We start from the raw sequence: 16,368 nt of genomic DNA, 5'->3' as shown, positions 1-16,368 counted from the left end.
GGTTCTCGGGCAATTGCCTAGAAAACGTTCGTCGCGGCCGGCAGGTTGCGGCGGCGGCCCGTTGGGCAGGGACACCGTTCCCGACTGCGTCAGAAGCGATGTCCCGCCGTTAATGTTGCCGGGTGATGGTGCTGTCAGGCGACCTTCGGGTTGAGTTCGCCTGCGGCATAGCGCTTGGCCATTTCCGCCGTGGTCAGCACCCGCTTGATCTTGCTGGCCTGGCCCGCGGTATTGAACTCCTGCAGCCGCTGCTTGCACAGCTTGGTCATCGCCTCCATGGCGGGCTTCAGGTACTTGCGCGGATCGAACTCTTCCGGATTGTCCTTCAGCACCTTCCGGATCTGGCCGGTCATCGCCATGCGGTTGTCGGTATCGATGTTGATCTTGCGCACGCCGTTCTTGATGCCGCGCTGGATCTCGGCGACCGGCACGCCCCAGGTCGGCTTCATCTTGCCGCCATTGGCGTTGATGACGTCCTGCAGCTCCTGCGGCACCGAGGACGAGCCATGCATCACCAGATGCGTGTTCGGCAGCTTGCGATGGATCTCCTCGATCACGTTCATGGCGAGGATATCGCCGTCGGGCTTGCGGGTGAACTTGTAGGCACCGTGCGAGGTGCCCATCGCGATCGCCAGCGCGTCGACCTTGGTCTCCTTGACGAACTTCACGGCCTCATCGGGATTGGTGAGCAACTGGTCATGCGACAGCTTGCCCTCGGCGCCATGGCCGTCTTCCTTGTCGCCCATGCCGGTCTCGAGCGAGCCGAGCACGCCGAGCTCGCCTTCCACCGAGATGCCGCCGAGATGGGCCATGCCGGTCACGGTCCTGGTGACGCCGACATTGTAGTCCCAGTCGCCGGGGGTCTTGCCGTCGGCCTTGAGCGAGCCGTCCATCATCACCGAGGTGAAGCCGGCCTGGATCGCGGTCATGCAGGTGGCGGGCTCATTGCCGTGGTCGAGATGCACGCAGACCGGAATCTGCGGATAGATTTCGGTGACGGCGTCCATCATGTGCTTGAGCATGACGTCGTTGGCATAGGAGCGCGCGCCGCGCGAGGCCTGGATGATGACGGGGGCGTCAACCTCGGAGGCTGCGGCCATGATCGACAGCGCCTGCTCCATATTGTTGATGTTGAACGCCGGAACGCCGTATTCATGCTCAGCCGCGTGATCGAGCAGTTGCCGCAACGTGATGCGAGCCATTCAGTTTCTCCCTGTATTGCAGCGCTTTCGCGCGTGATCGGATGTGAGTTAGCCCTCAGCCCTTCTTCAGAACTTCGACGCCGGGCAGCGGCTTGCCTTCCATCCATTCGAGGAATGCGCCGCCCGCGGTCGAGACGTAGGAGAAATCCCCGGCGACGCCGGCCTGGTTCAGCGCCGCGACGGTGTCGCCGCCGCCGGCGACCGAGATCAGCTCCTTCGCCTTGGTTCGCTCGGCGGCATGCTTCGCCGACACCACGGTGCCGCGGTCGAACGGCGTCAGCTCGAAGGCGCCGAGCGGTCCGTTCCACACCAGCGTTGCCGCATCGTCGATCGCGGCATGGATGCGTGCGATCGACTGCGGGCCGACATCAAGGATCATGCCGTCGGCGGGAATCGCGTCGAGCCCATAGGCATGCGACGGCGCATTGGCCGAGAACTGGCTTGCGACCACGGCGTCGACCGGCAGGATGATCGCGCAGTTCGAGGCGTTGGCCTTGTCCAGGATCTTGAGCGCGGTGGCGGCGAGATCCTTCTCGGCCAGCGACTTGCCGATGGCGACGCCCTGCGCGTGCAGGAAGGTGTTGGCCATGCCGCCGCCGATCACCAGCGCATCGACCTTGGTCACCAGGTTCTCCAGAAGGTCGATCTTGGTCGACACCTTGGCGCCGCCGATGATCGCGATCACCGGCTTGGTCGGCGCCTCCAGCGCCTTGCCGAGTGCGTCGAGCTCGGCCTGCATGGTGCGGCCGGCATAGGCCGGCAGCTTGTGGCCGAGGCCTTCGGTCGAGGCGTGTGCGCGGTGTGCGGCGGAGAATGCGTCGTTGACCCAGATGTCGCCGAGCTTTGCGAGCTCAGCGACGAAGCCGGCGTCGTTCTTTTCCTCTTCCTTGTGGAAGCGGGTGTTCTCGAGGCAGAGGATATCGCCGTCCTTCAGCGCCGCGACCGCCTCGGCCGCGGCGTCGCCGATGCAGTCGTCGGCGAAGGCGACCGGGCGCTTGATCACCTGCGACAGCGCCTCGGCGACCGGCTTGAGCGACTCCTTGGGATCGCGTCCCTTGGGCCGGCCGAAGTGGGCCAGCAGGATCACCTTGCCGCCCTTGTCGGAAATTTCGGTGATGGTGGGAGCGACGCGCTCGAGCCGGGTGGCGTCGGTGACGCGGCCATTTTCCATGGGAACGTTGAGGTCGACGCGCAGCAGCACGCGCTTGCCCTTCATGTCCACGTCGTCGAGGGTGCGGAATGATTTTTTCATGGGGTCAACTCGAACTCTGAGCGGTCCTTCCGGGCCGATGCGGAGCATCGAGCCCAGAATCTCGAGATTCCCGGTCTGATCCTTCGGACCATCCCGGAATGACGGAGGAGCAAGACGATGATGCCCGGCGCAAGGCCGGGCATCACGGATCGCCTGTCTTAGAGCAGCTTTCCGATCGCGACGGCGGTGTCGGCCATGCGGTTGGAGAAGCCCCACTCGTTGTCGTACCACGACATCACCCGCACCAGCGTGCCGTTCTGCACCTTGGTCTGGTCCATGTGGAAGGTCGACGAGTGCGGATCGTGGTTGAAGTCGATCGAGACGTTCGGCGCGGTGGTGTAGCCGAGGATGCCCTTGAGCTGCTGCTCGGAGGCGCGCTTCATCGCCTCGTTGATCTCCTTGGCGTCGGTCGCGCGCTTGGCGACGATCTTGAGGTCGACCACCGAGACGTTCGGGGTCGGCACGCGGATCGCAACGCCGTCGAGCTTGCCCTTCAGCTCCGGCAGCACCAGGCCGATCGCCTTCGCCGCACCGGTCGAGGTCGGGATCATCGACATCGCCGCCGCACGGCCGCGATAGAGGTCCTTGTGCAGGGTGTCGAGGGTCGGCTGGTCGCCGGTGTAGGCGTGGATCGTGGTCATGAAGCCGGTCTCGATGCCGACCGTGTCGTTCAGGACCTTGGCGACCGGGGCCAGGCAGTTGGTGGTGCAGGAGCCGTTCGAGACCACCATGTGGTCCTTGGTCAGCGTCTCGTGGTTGACGCCGTAGACGATGGTGGCGTCGGCGCCATCAGCGGGAGCCGAGACCAGCACGCGCTTGGCACCGGCGCTGAGATGCGCAGAAGCCTTGTCCTTCGCGGTGAAGATGCCGGTGCATTCCAGCGCGACATCGACGCCGAGCGCCTTCCACGGCAGCTTGGAGGGATCGCGCTCGGCGGAGACCTTGATCTTGCTGTCGCCGACGCTGATCGAGTCGCCCTCGACGGTCACGGTGCCGGGGAAACGGCCGTGCACGGAATCGAAGCGCAGCAAATGCGCGTTGGTCTCGACCGGGCCGAGGTCGTTGATGCCGACCACCTCGATATCCCTGCGGCCGGACTCGGCGATGGCCCGCAACACATTGCGGCCGATACGTCCAAACCCGTTGATCGCGACGCGGATTGCCATGCTCGTCTCTCCTCTAAAAGCTGATGCCCGCCCCGTGGGAGACCTCCCACGAGGGTTTTACGGCGGAACGCCCGGTTCGGCCGGGCGCGGACGGAAAAGATGGAGCTTTGGTAATCCTTTTTCGCGGCAAGCTCAACCTTCGGCCGGCGGGCGTCTGGCCGGCGTCAGACGCGCTTCAGCGCAGCGTTAACGACGGCCTCGGCAGTAATGCCGAAGTGCTTGAAAAGGTCCTTCGCCGGGGCGCTGGCGCCGAAACCGTGCATGCCCACGAATTCACCATCGTGGCCGATCACGGCATCCCAGCCCCAGCGCACGGCGGCCTCGACGGCGATCTTGACCGGAGCGTTGCCGATAATGGCATTTTGGCGCTCGGCGGGCTGCGTCAGTAGCAATTCCAGTGAGGGCACCGAAACCACCCGCGTCGCGATTCCGCGCTCGGCGAGCTGCTTCTGCGCCTCGACCGCGAGCTGGACCTCGGAACCGGAGGCGAACAGTGACACTTTTGCGTCACCCTGCGCCGGCACCAGCTCATAGGCGCCGTGACTGCACGGGTTGTCGTTCGGCGCCGTGGTGCGGAGCTGCGGCAGATTCTGACGGGTCAGCGCCAGCACGGTCGGGCCTTCGACCCGGTTGAGCGCCAGTTCCCAGCACTCGGCGGTCTCGACCGCGTCGCAGGGACGGAACACGCGCATGTTGGGCATCGCGCGCAGCGCCGAGAGGTGCTCGACCGGCTGATGCGTCGGGCCGTCCTCGCCGAGGCCGATCGAGTCGTGGGTCATAACGTAGACGACGCCGGTGCCCATCAGCGCCGAGAGCCGGATCGCGCCGCGCGCATAGTCGGTGAACACCAGGAAGGTCGCGCCGTTCGGCGCGAAGCCACCATGCAGGAAGATGCCGTTGAGGCACGCCGCCATGCCGTGCTCGCGGATGCCGTAATGGATGAAGCGGCCCTTCGGCGTCTTCGCCGCGAACGCCACCGCTGACTTCGCCTTGTTGTTGTTGGAGCCGGTGAGGTCGGCCGAGCCGGCCACGAATTCCATCGGCATCGCCGCGGCGATCACCTCGATCGCGGCTTCCGACGATTTGCGGGTCGCGACATTAAGCGGATTTTCCAGGAGCGCCTTCTTGTGCGCGCGCAGCGCCTTGGCGAGCGACTGCGGACGCTCGTGACGGATGCGGCGCTCGAACTCGGCGCGCTTGCGGCTGCCGAGCTGGGCGAACTGCTCATCCCACGCCTTGTGCGCGGCGGCGCCGCGGGCACCGGCTTCGCGCCAGGCCTTCAGCACGTCATCGGGCACCGAGAACGGCTCGAGCGAGATGCCGAGCTTCTCCTTGGCGGCCTTCAATTCGTCGGCGCCAAGCGCCTCGCCATGCGCCTTGGCGGTGCCGGCCTTGTGCGGCGCGCCGTAGCCGATCGTAGTCTTGCAGGCGATCAGCGACGGCTTGTTCGACTTCTGCGCGCGGGTGATCGCGGCGGCGATCGCCTGCGGGTCCTGGCCGTCGATCAGCTCTGCGGCCCAGCCGGCCGACTTGAAACGCTTCACCTGGTCGACGGAATCCGCGATCGAGGTCGGGCCGTCGATCGAGATGCCGTTGTCGTCGTACAGCACGATCATCTTGTTGAGCCGCCAGTGGCCGGCCAGCGCGATCGCCTCCTGCGAGATGCCTTCCATCAGGTCGCCGTCGGAGGCGAGCACATAGGTGTGGTGGTTGACGATCTTCTTGCCGAACTCGGCGGCGAGCATCTTCTCGGCCAGCGCCATGCCGACCGCGGTCGCGATGCCCTGGCCGAGCGGGCCGGTGGTGGTCTCGATGCCCTTGGTATGGAAATTCTCGGGGTGTCCCGGCGTCGTCGATCCGAGCTGGCGGAAATGCTTGATCTGATCGAGCGTCATGTCCTTGTTGCCGGTGAGGTACAGCAAGGCATAGAGCAGCATCGAGCCGTGGCCGGCCGACAGCACGAAGCGGTCGCGATCAGGCCAGGCCGTGTCGGCTGCATCGAATTTCAGGAATTGCGTGAACAGCACCGTGGCGATGTCGGCAGCACCCATCGGCAGGCCGGGATGGCCGGAATTCGCCTTCTCGACGGCGTCCATGGCAAGGCCACGGATCGCATTGGCCATACGGGTGTGATCGACCTGCGTCATGATGAAGTCCGCCTGAAATGAGGAGTTGGTTGCGGGACGCATCGGGGCGGGCAGCCGCGACACGCGCGTGATGGCCTTACGGGGTTGCGGGGTGGATTAGCACCTCAAATCCTCAAGTCCAAGGCGATCAAACGCCCCAAAACGGGGAAAAGTTGCTCGAAATGGGCCGTTTCGATTGTTCGGTGCATAGTTCTGCGGCGACATTGCGCTGGGCTCGCTCGCCACGTAAATTTCATCCCCTAACCGCTTGCCGATACGCCTGTTTTGCCGTGCGGCAGGCTTGTCTCAAGCAAGGCTACCCAAGACCACCTTACACAAGACCAACTTACCCAAGACCAACTGATGAAGGGTCCGCGCCGAGTGTCATGAGTGATCGTCCCGCCAACGGGTCTGGTAATACCGAGGCACCTCTTGCCGATATCGATGCTGCGACAAAGCGGCTGATGGCGGCGCTCGATGCGTTGGAGAGCTCGGTGGAGCGGCGGCGCGAGGCCGATCGCGACGAGAACGAGCTGGCGAGCCGCATCCAGGCGCTCGGCGCCGATCGCTCCAGGCTCGCCGACGAGCTCGACGGATCGCTGGTCAAGACGCGCAAGCTGGAGCGCGCCAATCGCGAGATCGCAGAAAAGCTCGACGCAGCAATCGGCACCATTCGCGCCGTGCTGGAGAGCGGAGAGACGAGATGAGCCACATCAACGTCACCATCAATGGCCGGCAGTACCGGATGGCCTGCGAAGAAGGCCAGGAGGTGCGGCTGCTCAAGCTCGCGGAAAACCTCGAGCAGCGCATCGAATCGCTGCGCGGCAAATTCGGCGAGATCGGCGATGCGCGGCTCACTGTGATGGCGGCGCTCACCGCGTGCGACGAACTGGTCGACGCCGGATCACGCATCCGCAACCTCGAGGAAGAGGTCGAACAGCTCCGCAACGCGCGTGTGGCCGCGGCCGACCGCGCCCGCGCGACTCAGGTCGCGGTCTGCAACGCGCTCAACGCCGCGGCCGAGCGGATCGAGCACACCACGCAGGTGCTCAACCGCACGGTCGGCGGCGGGATCGCGATCGGGTGATCACCCTCCCCTGGTGGGGCAGGCAATCGCATTTGGGAGAAAAGCGCCCTGTGGCCATCCTTCGAGCCTTTGGCGGGCTCCTCAGGATGAAGTCTTGTGTTGCGGCACAATAGTAGACCCTCATGGTGAGGAGCGCCGCTTGCGGCGCGTCTCGAACCACGAGGCCGGGTTCGTGCGCAGCGGCCCAAGGCGGCATATGCGATTGCCCTGCCTGGTGGGGCGAGCTATCGCATATCGCTATCGGCCATGACGACGTGGAAACGTCGGTTGCAGAAGCACGCAAATGCCATATGCCCCCTGGGGCGAGCGTGCGTCTGCTTGATTTCGGATTATTGGAAGAATATCGGTGAGTTGCCCGACGCGTCAAGTAGCCTGATCGAACGCCAGCCACCGCCGGCTACTTTGCATGGGGTTGTTTTTCGATATTTTGCCAACGCGTCTTCCCGCAAGTGCCATCCAGGGGTGGATGAAGAGAATGCATGAACTCTGCGTCTCTGTTACCGCTGGCGGATTGCGGCAACGATGGCTAGATTAGCGCTCGCGAAGCTGCGTCGTGCGTCAGGAGCCATATATCCCCGGGGCCTTATCGATCCTTTAGGGAACTGTCCCTGGCCGGGTCCGTGGACCCGGACATATGGTGCCCACCTACTTTCGTAGGGAACTCCGGGATCGAGCGCTCCAACGGCCTCTGCGGCTTCGCACTCAAAGCGCGATGAGGTCATCGCGCTTTCGTGCTGTGCTTGAGCAGGATCTCCTCGGAAGACGCTTCGCACTTTTCCCGGATCGTGCTTTCGGTTTGTGCTGTTTTCGTTGCGGCGGTTTGATTGACTAGCAGTGCTTGCCCCGTCGATGCGGGGTGTCCAGTACGCCGCGGCTTGGCCGCAAGATAGCGGCGTCTCTGGAATGGTGGATTGTCCGCTGTCGCGGACGATGACAGCGGAAGATGGTCATGCATGCATCTCCATCGAAGGCCGAACTCCGGGCGCTCGCGCTGGCCAAGCGCGACGCGCTGAGCGACGAGCAACGTCATGCGGCCGCCGAGGCGCTGGCCAAGCGCGGCGCACCGTTCGAGATCACGTCAGGCATGATCGTCTCGGGCTATTCGCCGATCCGCAGCGAGATCGATCCGACCCCGCTGATGGTGATGCTCGCAGCCAAGGGGGCTCGGCTCGCGTTGCCTTGCGTCAATGCGCGCGGCCAGTCGCTGACCTTCCGCTCCTGGGCGCCGCATGAAAGGTTGATGCTCGGGCCGCTCGGCATCCCCGAGCCGTCGCCGGCCGCCGCCGAGGTGCATCCGGATGTGATGCTGGTGCCGCTGGCCGCCTTCGACCGGCTCGGCCATCGCATCGGCTACGGCGCCGGCTATTACGACTATACCTTCGCGCATCTGCGCAAGGCCAAGCATGTCATCGGCGTCGGACTGGCGTTCGCCGTCCAGGAGACCAAGGCGATCCCGGCGTTGTCGCACGACGTTCCGCTGGATTATGTGCTAACGGAACGCAAGACGTTCGATTTCCGGAGTGCCTAGCATTGCGTATTCTCTTCGTTGGTGACGTCGTCGGCAGGACCGGCCGCACCGCCATCACCGACCATCTTCCCGGCATGATCAGGGATTGGTCGCTCGATCTCGTCATCGTCAATGGCGAAAACTCCGCCGGCGGCTTCGGCATCACCGAGGCGATCTATCAGGAGCTGCTCGACGCCGGCGCCGATGCGGTCACGCTCGGCAATCACGCCTGGAATCAGAAGGAGGCGCTGGTCTTCATCGAGCGTGCGCCGCGGCTGATCCGCCCGCTCAACTTCCCGCGCCATTCGCCCGGGCGCGGCGCTGCGCTGATCGACACCAAGAACGGCAAGCGTGCGCTGGTCATCAACGCGATCGGTCGCGTGTTCATGGAGCCGTCCGCCAACGATCCATTCGCGGCAATCGAGCGTGAGCTCGAAGCATGTCCGTTGCGCCGGGGCGCTGATGCCATCGTGGTCGACTTCCACGGCGAGGCGACCAGCGAGAAACAGGGCATGGGCTTCTTCTGCGACGGCCGCGTCAGCCTCGTGGTCGGCACCCATACCCATGTGCCGACCGCCGATCACCAGGTGCTGCCAGGCGGCACCGCCTATATGAGTGACGCCGGTATGACCGGCGACTACGATTCGGTGATCGGCATGCAGAAGGAGGAGCCGCTACAGCGCTTCCTCACTGGCATTCCGTCCGCCCGCTTCGAGCCGGCGTCGGGACCCGCCACGCTGAGCGGGGTGGCGGTCGAAACCGACGATGCGACCGGGCTTGCGCTGAAGATCGCGCCGGTGCGGGCCGGCGGACGGCTTGCGCCTGCGATGCCAGAGTTCTGGGTAAAGTGATCGCGAGTGAACGTAGCCCGGATGGAGCGCAGCGAAATCCGGGGTTATCGTCCGCTCGCATGTTGGTCCCGGATTACGCTTCGCTCCATCCGGGCTACGCGGTGCTCGCTTAGCTCTGCCGAAAGCCCATCCGGAACGCGCCCCAGTGACGGCCATTCACGAAGATCGGCGATGACAGGTCCTTCATCAGCACGAAATTGCCGCCGCCCATGTCGCGGCGGTAGGTCTGCAGCAGGAACGGTTTTGTATTTGCCGCCACCTTCTTCACCGCGCGATCGTTGAACAGGCGGCGGTTGCGGCAATTGGCGTTGTTCCAGACCGGATCGGGGCCTTGCGGCAGCCGGTAGTTCGGATTGTGCGTCGGCAGATAGCCGCCCTTGGCCCAGGCGACGCAGAACACGATGCGCGGGTCGCTCTTCTGGATCGGATCCTGGATCGCGGGCAGCACGCGGTCGGTGAAGGCCACGTAGTCGGTGAGATACTGCTTCGGATCGGTGCCTGCTATCTCCCGGTACTTTTCGTCCATCAATTGTGCGAGTGTGATCTCGCCGCGCGCGATCGCATGCTCGAACAGCTCCGAGATCTGCTTTGCGGTCTCGATCACGACGCGGATCAGCGGCGCGTCCGAGGTCTGTACACCGCTGTCGGCGATCATCGCGATCAGGTGTTCCGAGGTTTCGAGCAGTTTCGTCACCCGCTCGTCGGCGTGCTTGAGGTCACGCGAAGAGAGATCGACGCCTTTGGCAAGCTCGTTCAGCTCCGCAATCACGGTGTCGCAATGACCGAGATTCGAGGTCGCGGCGCGCGCGACGCTGTCGATCTCGGCGCCCACGGATGAAAAACCCTCCTGTATGCGCGTGATGATGCCGGAGATCTGCCGGGCGCCTTCGCCGGCGCTCTTTGCGCGCAGCGAGGCATCGCTGCTCTCACCGATCAGGCTGCTGATCTGGCCGTCGAGATCGCGCACGGTGTCGGAAATCAGATGCGTCGCCTGGCGGGTCGCTTCCGCCAGGCTCTTCACTTCGCTCGCGACTACGGCAAAGCCGCGACCGGCGGTCCCGGCGCGTGCGGCCTCGATGGTGGCGTTGAGCGCGAGCAGGTTGGTCTGCTTCGCGATCGCCTCGATCGAACCTGAGACCTTGGCGACCTGGCTCAGCGCGGAGCCGACCGCGGCAAGCCGCGCCTCGATCCGTCCGACCGCCGCAACGAGCTCTGCGATGTGACCGACAGCGGTCTCGACCACGCCGCGAGATTCCGCGATCTGGCCGACCGCGGCGGATGTGGTCGATTGCACCGCCTGCGACGCATTGGCGATCTCGTGATTGGCCGAGACCATGGTCTCGGCGGTCTTCTGCAAATGGTGGAAGCGCTCCGACTGGTTGCTGACGCGACTTGCGACCTCCTGGACGTTGCCGGCGATGTCGGCCAGCTCCACACCGAGGCCGCCGATACGGTCGGCGAGCAGGTCGATGAGCCGTTCGGCCAGCGTCCGGCCGGATGACGTGTCCAGGACAGCAGCCTGCGCGACCGACATTTTCGAGCTTCCTTTCCGTCAGAACCGCCCGTCGACCCGTCGCGGCATTCTCCATTCCGATCTTAAAAGCGTGATTCGCACCTTCGGTCTTGCCTGAGCGTGCACTGGTGCGTGTCGTTGCTACAGAATGATCAAAGCTTGTACGCGGTGCGGAAGCCGCCCCAGTGCCGGCCGCGCACACGGATCGGCACGTCGATCTCGCGCATCATCACGGTGGTGCCGTTGCCCATGTCGCGTGCGTAGGTCTGGATCAAATAAGCGCGCTGATTGCGGCCGGCGGCAAGCCCAGCCTGATCGTTGAAGATGCGGCGGTTGCGGCAGTTGGCCGTGTTGTAGGCGACGTCGCCGGGGCGCTGCGGATGCGAGTAGAGCTTGTTGTGGACGGGCAGGTAGCCGTTCTGGTCGATCGCGACGCAGAACGCCATCCGCGAGTCCCTGGCAAGGAATGCCTCCTGGAACAGCGGCAGCGCGCGCTCCGCCCAATCGAGCATCCTGGTGCGGTACTGTACCGGATTGGTGCCCGGTATTTCGACATAGTCGGTGTCGAACAGGTCGTCGATCGCCACAGCGCCGCTGGCGATCGCGTTGTCGAAGATCTTGGTCAGCGCGCTGCCTGCCTCCATCGCGCGGGTGACGAACTCGGTATTCTCCTCGTGGATCGCCCACATCCGGTCTTCGATCGTCTCGCGCAGCGCGGCGGTCGGCGCCTCGAACCGCGCCTGTGCGCCGGCCTTGGAGCGCTCGCCGATCCTGATGCGGCAGGCGCCGATATCCTGCAACGTCGCGCTCAGGCTCTCATGCGCCGGGAGCTTGTCGGCGTCTGGCCCACCGATCAGGATGCCGTCCATCGCGAGCTCGTAGACCGGCGCGGTGACGCTGCCGCGCGCGGTCGTGATCTCGATCTTGAGGCTGCAGGGGAGGCGCTCGTTCTTGCGCGGATCGCCGCGCTCGTTCTGGCGCAGCAGCACCGCGCAGCGCGCCTTCAGCTTCTGGGCGAAGGCGGTCACGGCCTTGCCGGCCCTGGCGACGTTGTCGCCGTGCCTTGCTGCTTCCTGCGTTGCGCTGTCGATCTCGCCGGCGCTGGTGCCGACCGAGACGATGAAGTGAGATGCGGATGCGGCGTTCTGGCCGATCTCGCCGGTGATCTGGTTCTGCTCGACCACCGCGCCGTTGACATGCTCGAAGACCGGGCGGATCGCCTCGATCGCCTGCGAGATGCGGTGCACCGCGTCCGCCGAGCCGGTCGCGTCCTTCTGCAATGCCTCGATCTTCTTGGTGATCTCCTCGGTCGCGCTCTGGGTCTGCACCGCGAGCGCCTTGACCTCGGTTGCGACCACGGCAAAGCCCTTGCCTGCGGCGCCGGCCCGCGCCGCCTCGATCGTCGAGTTGAGCGCAAGCAGCGTGGTCTGGCGCGCGATCTGCGCGATCAGATTGACGACGTTGCCGATCGCGGCCGAGGATTCGCGCAGGCGATCGACATTGGCGGTGGCCTCGCGCGCGGCGGCTGCAGCGTCGTCAGCCAACCTGCTGGCGTTGCGCACCTGCTGGCCGATGCCCTCGGCAGAGTGGGTGAACCTGTCGGCGGCCTCCGAAAATGTCGTCGCGGTGCTCTGCGCCGCGCTGGTGCGGCCGGTCAGCGCGTCCGTGCGCGCCCGGATGGTCGCGAGCGTCGCGGCAGTGGCGTCGGCACCGGCGGCCACCGAGCCCGCGGCGCGCTCGAGCTGACGGATCATGCCGCCGAGCTCGAGTTCCAATAGTTCCAGGATCTCCCTCGCCGAATCGCTTTCGGTCGAGGTGATGGCTTCGGGCGCGATGTTCGCGGCCGGAACCTCTGATTTCACGGCGGGCGCAACCGGCTCCGGCCCTCGTCTTCGAAACAAACCGAACGCCATGGGGACCCTTGGGCGTGGGGATTAGGACGGCCGATCCTCTCATCCGGGCATGAAGTCATGGTTAACAGGTGCCTGATATTCCGGCATGCGGTAGTATCTGCAACGGAATGTCCCGCCGATCTTTGATTTTGGCCGGTGGGGGCCTATAAGGCCGCGTTTTCCATCCCCCTTTGACCTGACGCTTCGAAGAGACCTCGCATGGCCGGCCATTCCCAATTCAAGAACATCATGCACCGCAAGGGCCGGCAGGATGCCCAGCGGTCGAAGCTTTTCGGCAAGCTGGCGCGCGAAATCACGGTGGCGGCCAAGCTGGGTACGCCGGATCCGGCGATGAATCCGCGTCTGCGCGCCGCCGTGGTCGCGGCGCGCGCCGAGAACATGCCCAAGGACAACATCGAACGCGCCATCAAGAAGGCGGCCGGCAGCGATGGCGAGAACTACGAAGAGATCCGCTACGAGGGCTACGGTCCCGGCGGCGTCGCCGTGATCGTGGAGGCGCTGACCGACAACCGCAACCGCGCCGCCTCCGACATCCGCTCCTTTTTCACCAAATCCGGCGGCAATCTCGGCGAAACCGGTTCGGTCGCCTTCATGTTCGACCGCACCGGCATCATCGAATACGACAAGAGCGTCGCCTCCGACGACGCCATGCTGGACGCGGCGATCGAGGCCGGCGCCGACGACGTGGTCTCCAGCGAAAGCGGCCACGAGGTCTATGCCGCGCAGGACACCTTCCGCGAGGTCGCCAAGGCGCTGGAGGCGAAGTTCGGCGAGCCGCGCAAGGCGGCGCTGACCTGGAAGCCGCAGAACACCGTCTCGGTCGACGATGAGACCGGCGAAAAGTTGTTGAAGCTGATGGACGTGCTCAACGAGCACGACGACGTGCAGAACGTGTTCGCTAACTTCGAAGTGTCCGACGCGTTGATCGCGAAGATGGGCGAATAAAAGCCTCGTCCCGCCTAACACGCCACTGTCGTCGCCCGCGTTGGCGGGCGACCCAGAGACCTGCGCTTAATCCGAACTGCCGCGGCGTACTGGATCCCCGCATTCGCGGGGATGACGAGCGGGGCAGGACAAGCGGGGCAGGGGATGACGCTCCGTTTGTGTTTCGTTCCCGGTGCGCAGGCGGTATCACTCCCCCATGACATCGCAGCCGATTCGCTCCCCCGTCCGCATCATCGGTATCGATCCTGGCCTCCGCCGTACCGGCTGGGGCGTGATCGAGAGCGAGGGCAATCGGCTGGTCTACGTCGCCTGTGGCTCGGTCGAGCCGCCGGACAATCTGCCGCTCGCGAGCCGCCTGCTCGCGATCCATGAGGGGCTGGCCGCCGTGCTCGGCGATTACAAGCCGGCGGAGGCGGCGGTGGAACAGACCTTTGTCAACAAGGATGGTGCCGCCACGCTGAAGCTCGGCCAAGCCCGCGGCGTCGCCATGCTGGCGCCCGCAATGTTCGGCATTGCGATTGCCGAATACGCGCCGAACCAGGTCAAGAAGACTGTGGTCGGCGCCGGACATGCCGAGAAGAACCAGATCCAGGTGATGCTGAAGATCCTGCTGCCGAAGGCCGAGCCGCCATCCGCCGATGCGGCCGATGCGCTGGCGATCGCGATCACCCACGCGCATCACCGCCAGAGCGCCGCGCTGCGGCTGAAGGTGGCAAGCCTATGAGGAGCGCTTGCAAGCTTTCGCGAGGTGAGGAGGGCACATTCGTCAGGCTCCCTCCCCCCTTGCGGGGGAGGGTTGGGGAGAGGGATAAGGGGGGAGGGAACCCTTCCGTCGGTGCTTGCCTCACCAAAGCCAACGCCAAAGCGAACGAACGCGACGCGAGCGCCAAGTCCGAGGTGGCACGATGATCGGCAAGCTCAAGGGGCTGATCGATTCCTACGGCGAGGACTATGTGATCCTCGACGTCGGCGGCGTCGGTTACCAGGTGCACTGCGCCGGCCGCACGTTGCAGGCGCTGCCGTCGCCGGGGGGGGCGGCCGTGCTGTCGATCGAGACCTATGTCCGCGAGGACCAGATCAAACTGTTCGGCTTCCGCTCGGATCATGAGCGCGAGTGGTTTCGTTTGCTGCAGACGGTGCAGGGCGTCGGCGCCAAGGTCGCGCTCGCTGTGCTCGGCACGCTGCCGCCGACCGATCTCGCGAATGCGATTGCCCTGCGCGACAAGGCGGCTGTCGCGCGCACGCCGGGGGTGGGGCCGAAGGTCGCCGAGCGCATTGTCAGCGAATTGAAGGACAAGGCGCCGGGCTTTGCCGATGTCGATCCGGCCGTGGTGCAGCTCTCGGGCGCGATCGACAACAACCGGGCGCCGCGCCCGGTGACAGATGCGATCTCCGCGCTGGTCAATCTCGGCTACGGCCAGCCGCAGGCCGCCGCCGCCATCGCCGCCGCCTCGCGCAGCGCCGGTGAGAGTGCCGAGACCGCGCACCTGATCCGGCTGGGCCTGAAGGAATTGTCGAAGTGAGCTGCGTATCGAAGCCGGTCCTTTCTTTACCTCTCCCCGCTTGCGGGGAGAGGTCGGATTGCATCGCAGATGCAATCCGGGTGAGGGGGTACAGGTCTGAACGCATGTCTCGCTCGCGGATGCAGCCCCTCACCCCAACCCTCTCCCCGCAAGGGCGGGGAGAGGGAGAACAACGCTCTCGTGCTGGTTTTGCGTCATGAACACGCCCTCCCGCATCGTCACGCCCGAGCGCCGCTCCGATGATGTTGGCGACACCGCGCTGCGTCCGCAGTCGCTGACCGAGTTCGTCGGCCAGGCGCAGGCGCGCAAGAATCTCTCGATCTTCATCGAGGCGGCGAAGAAGCGCGGCGAAGCGCTGGATCACGTGCTGTTCGTCGGGCCTCCGGGACTCGGCAAGACCACGCTGGCGCAGATCGTCGCGCGTGAGCTCGGCGTCGGCTTTCGTGCCACCTCGGGCCCGGTCATCGCCAAGGCCGGCGATCTCGCCGCGCTGCTCACCAATCTCGAAGAGCGCGATGTGCTGTTCATCGACGAGATCCATCGCCTGAGCCCTGCGGTGGAAGAGGTGCTGTATCCGGCGATGGAGGATTTCCAGCTCGATCTGATCATCGGCGAGGGGCCCGCGGCGCGCTCGGTGAAGATCGATCTGTCGAAGTTCACGCTGGTGGGCGCGACCACGCGCGCAGGCCTGCTCACCAATCCGCTGCGTGACCGCTTCGGCATTCCGATCCGCCTGAACTTCTACACCGAGGAGGAGCTGGAGAAGATCGTCACCCGCGGCGCCCGCGTGCTCAACGTCGGTATGAGCTCCGACGGTGCCAACGAGATCGCACGCCGTGCCCGGGGCACGCCGCGCATCGCCGGCCGTCTGTTGCGCCGGGTCAGGGATTTTGCATCCGCAGCGGATGCCGATTCCGTCGACCGCGGCATCGCCGACCGCGCGCTGAGCGCGCTCGAGGTCGACAGCGCAGGCCTCGATGCGATGGACCGCCGCTATCTCACGACGATCGCCCTGAACTATGGCGGCGGCCCGGTCGGCGTCGAGACCATGGCAGCGGCATTGTCGGAGCCGCGCGACGCGATCGAGGACATCATCGAGCCCTATCTGATCCAGTGCGGCTATCTGCAGCGCACCCCGCGCGGCCGTCTCTTGACCTCGCATGCCTTCCGCCATCTCGGCCTTGCCGAGCCCAACCGTGATCCCGCGCAGTTCGGCCTGTTCGGCGGTAATGGTGACGAGGATTGATCGCGCGGGCGTGATGTCCGCCGCAGCACTCTCGAAA

At 65.2% G+C, this 16,368-nt stretch carries 14 protein-coding genes and 1 other RNA gene; 9 read left to right on the top strand and 6 right to left on the bottom strand.

Annotation, left to right across the window (positions count from 1 at the left end):
* Nucleotides 1-134 precede the first annotated feature (134 nt).
* From fba to tkt, 4 genes are all read right to left on the bottom strand, one after another.
* On the bottom strand, nt 135-1,202 hold the full coding sequence (gene fba, locus P6U25_RS31570) for a class II fructose-bisphosphate aldolase (RefSeq protein ID WP_407148651.1): 1,068 nt from the start codon (nt 1,200-1,202) through the stop codon (nt 135-137).
* A 55-nt stretch (nt 1,203-1,257) separates the two neighbouring features.
* Entirely contained in the window at nt 1,258-2,454 is a 1,197-nt protein-coding gene (locus tag P6U25_RS31565) for a phosphoglycerate kinase (protein WP_407148650.1), read from the bottom strand.
* A 158-nt stretch (nt 2,455-2,612) separates the two neighbouring features.
* The gene (gene gap, locus P6U25_RS31560; RefSeq protein WP_407148649.1) at nt 2,613-3,620 is read right to left on the bottom strand and encodes a type I glyceraldehyde-3-phosphate dehydrogenase; all 1,008 of its coding nucleotides are present in this window, start codon (nt 3,618-3,620) and stop codon (nt 2,613-2,615) included.
* Between the two features lie 164 nt (nt 3,621-3,784).
* Nucleotides 3,785-5,767: a transketolase gene (tkt, locus tag P6U25_RS31555; protein WP_407148648.1), complete on the bottom strand. Its 1,983-nt coding sequence runs from the start codon at nt 5,765-5,767 to the stop codon at nt 3,785-3,787.
* A 365-nt stretch (nt 5,768-6,132) separates the two neighbouring features.
* Between tkt and P6U25_RS31550 the strand changes: the two genes are divergently transcribed.
* From P6U25_RS31550 to P6U25_RS31530, 5 genes are all read left to right on the top strand, one after another.
* The gene (locus tag P6U25_RS31550; protein ID WP_407148647.1) at nt 6,133-6,453 is read left to right on the top strand and encodes a DUF4164 domain-containing protein; all 321 of its coding nucleotides are present in this window, start codon (nt 6,133-6,135) and stop codon (nt 6,451-6,453) included.
* Nucleotides 6,450-6,833 (top strand): cell division protein ZapA, encoded by a 384-nt coding sequence (locus P6U25_RS31545; RefSeq protein ID WP_407148646.1) that lies wholly within the window; start codon nt 6,450-6,452, stop codon nt 6,831-6,833. Before P6U25_RS31550 ends, P6U25_RS31545 begins: the two co-directional genes overlap by 4 nt.
* Before the next feature lie 540 nt (nt 6,834-7,373).
* Nucleotides 7,374-7,534: non-coding RNA, 6S RNA (gene ssrS / locus P6U25_RS31540), on the top strand.
* 248 nt (nt 7,535-7,782) lie between these two features.
* Entirely contained in the window at nt 7,783-8,361 is a 579-nt protein-coding gene (locus P6U25_RS31535) for a 5-formyltetrahydrofolate cyclo-ligase (protein WP_407148645.1), read from the top strand.
* Between the two features lie 2 nt (nt 8,362-8,363).
* The gene (locus P6U25_RS31530; protein WP_407148644.1) at nt 8,364-9,191 is read left to right on the top strand and encodes a TIGR00282 family metallophosphoesterase; all 828 of its coding nucleotides are present in this window, start codon (nt 8,364-8,366) and stop codon (nt 9,189-9,191) included.
* Between the two features lie 109 nt (nt 9,192-9,300).
* On the opposite strand, the gene P6U25_RS31525 is transcribed toward P6U25_RS31530, so the two are convergent.
* A complete protein-coding gene (locus P6U25_RS31525) occupies nt 9,301-10,725 on the bottom strand; it encodes a methyl-accepting chemotaxis protein (RefSeq protein WP_407148643.1) in 1,425 nt (474 codons plus the stop codon).
* A 131-nt stretch (nt 10,726-10,856) separates the two neighbouring features.
* Nucleotides 10,857-12,617, bottom strand: a complete 1,761-nt coding sequence (locus P6U25_RS31520; protein ID WP_407148642.1) for a methyl-accepting chemotaxis protein — start codon at nt 12,615-12,617, stop codon at nt 10,857-10,859.
* 198 nt (nt 12,618-12,815) lie between these two features.
* Between P6U25_RS31520 and P6U25_RS31515 the strand changes: the two genes are divergently transcribed.
* From P6U25_RS31515 to ruvB, 4 genes are all read left to right on the top strand, one after another.
* Nucleotides 12,816-13,562, top strand: a complete 747-nt coding sequence (locus P6U25_RS31515) for a YebC/PmpR family DNA-binding transcriptional regulator (RefSeq protein WP_407148641.1) — start codon at nt 12,816-12,818, stop codon at nt 13,560-13,562.
* Nucleotides 13,563-13,758: 196 nt separating this feature from the next.
* Nucleotides 13,759-14,286 carry a crossover junction endodeoxyribonuclease RuvC gene (gene ruvC / locus P6U25_RS31510; protein ID WP_407148640.1) on the top strand — a complete coding sequence of 176 codons (528 nt, stop codon included), beginning with the start codon at nt 13,759-13,761 and terminating at the stop codon, nt 14,284-14,286.
* A 181-nt stretch (nt 14,287-14,467) separates the two neighbouring features.
* Nucleotides 14,468-15,085, top strand: a complete 618-nt coding sequence (gene ruvA / locus P6U25_RS31505; protein WP_407148639.1) for a Holliday junction branch migration protein RuvA — start codon at nt 14,468-14,470, stop codon at nt 15,083-15,085.
* A 196-nt stretch (nt 15,086-15,281) separates the two neighbouring features.
* On the top strand, nt 15,282-16,331 hold the full coding sequence (ruvB, locus tag P6U25_RS31500; protein WP_407148638.1) for a Holliday junction branch migration DNA helicase RuvB: 1,050 nt from the start codon (nt 15,282-15,284) through the stop codon (nt 16,329-16,331).
* Nucleotides 16,332-16,368 lie beyond the last annotated feature (37 nt).

The sequence above is a fragment of the Bradyrhizobium sp. ORS 86 genome (genome assembly GCF_045571475.1).
Taxonomy (GTDB): Bacteria; Pseudomonadota; Alphaproteobacteria; order Rhizobiales; family Xanthobacteraceae; genus Bradyrhizobium.
Note: the sequence above shows the minus strand (reverse complement) of the source record. Positions and strands in the feature narration are given on the sequence as shown.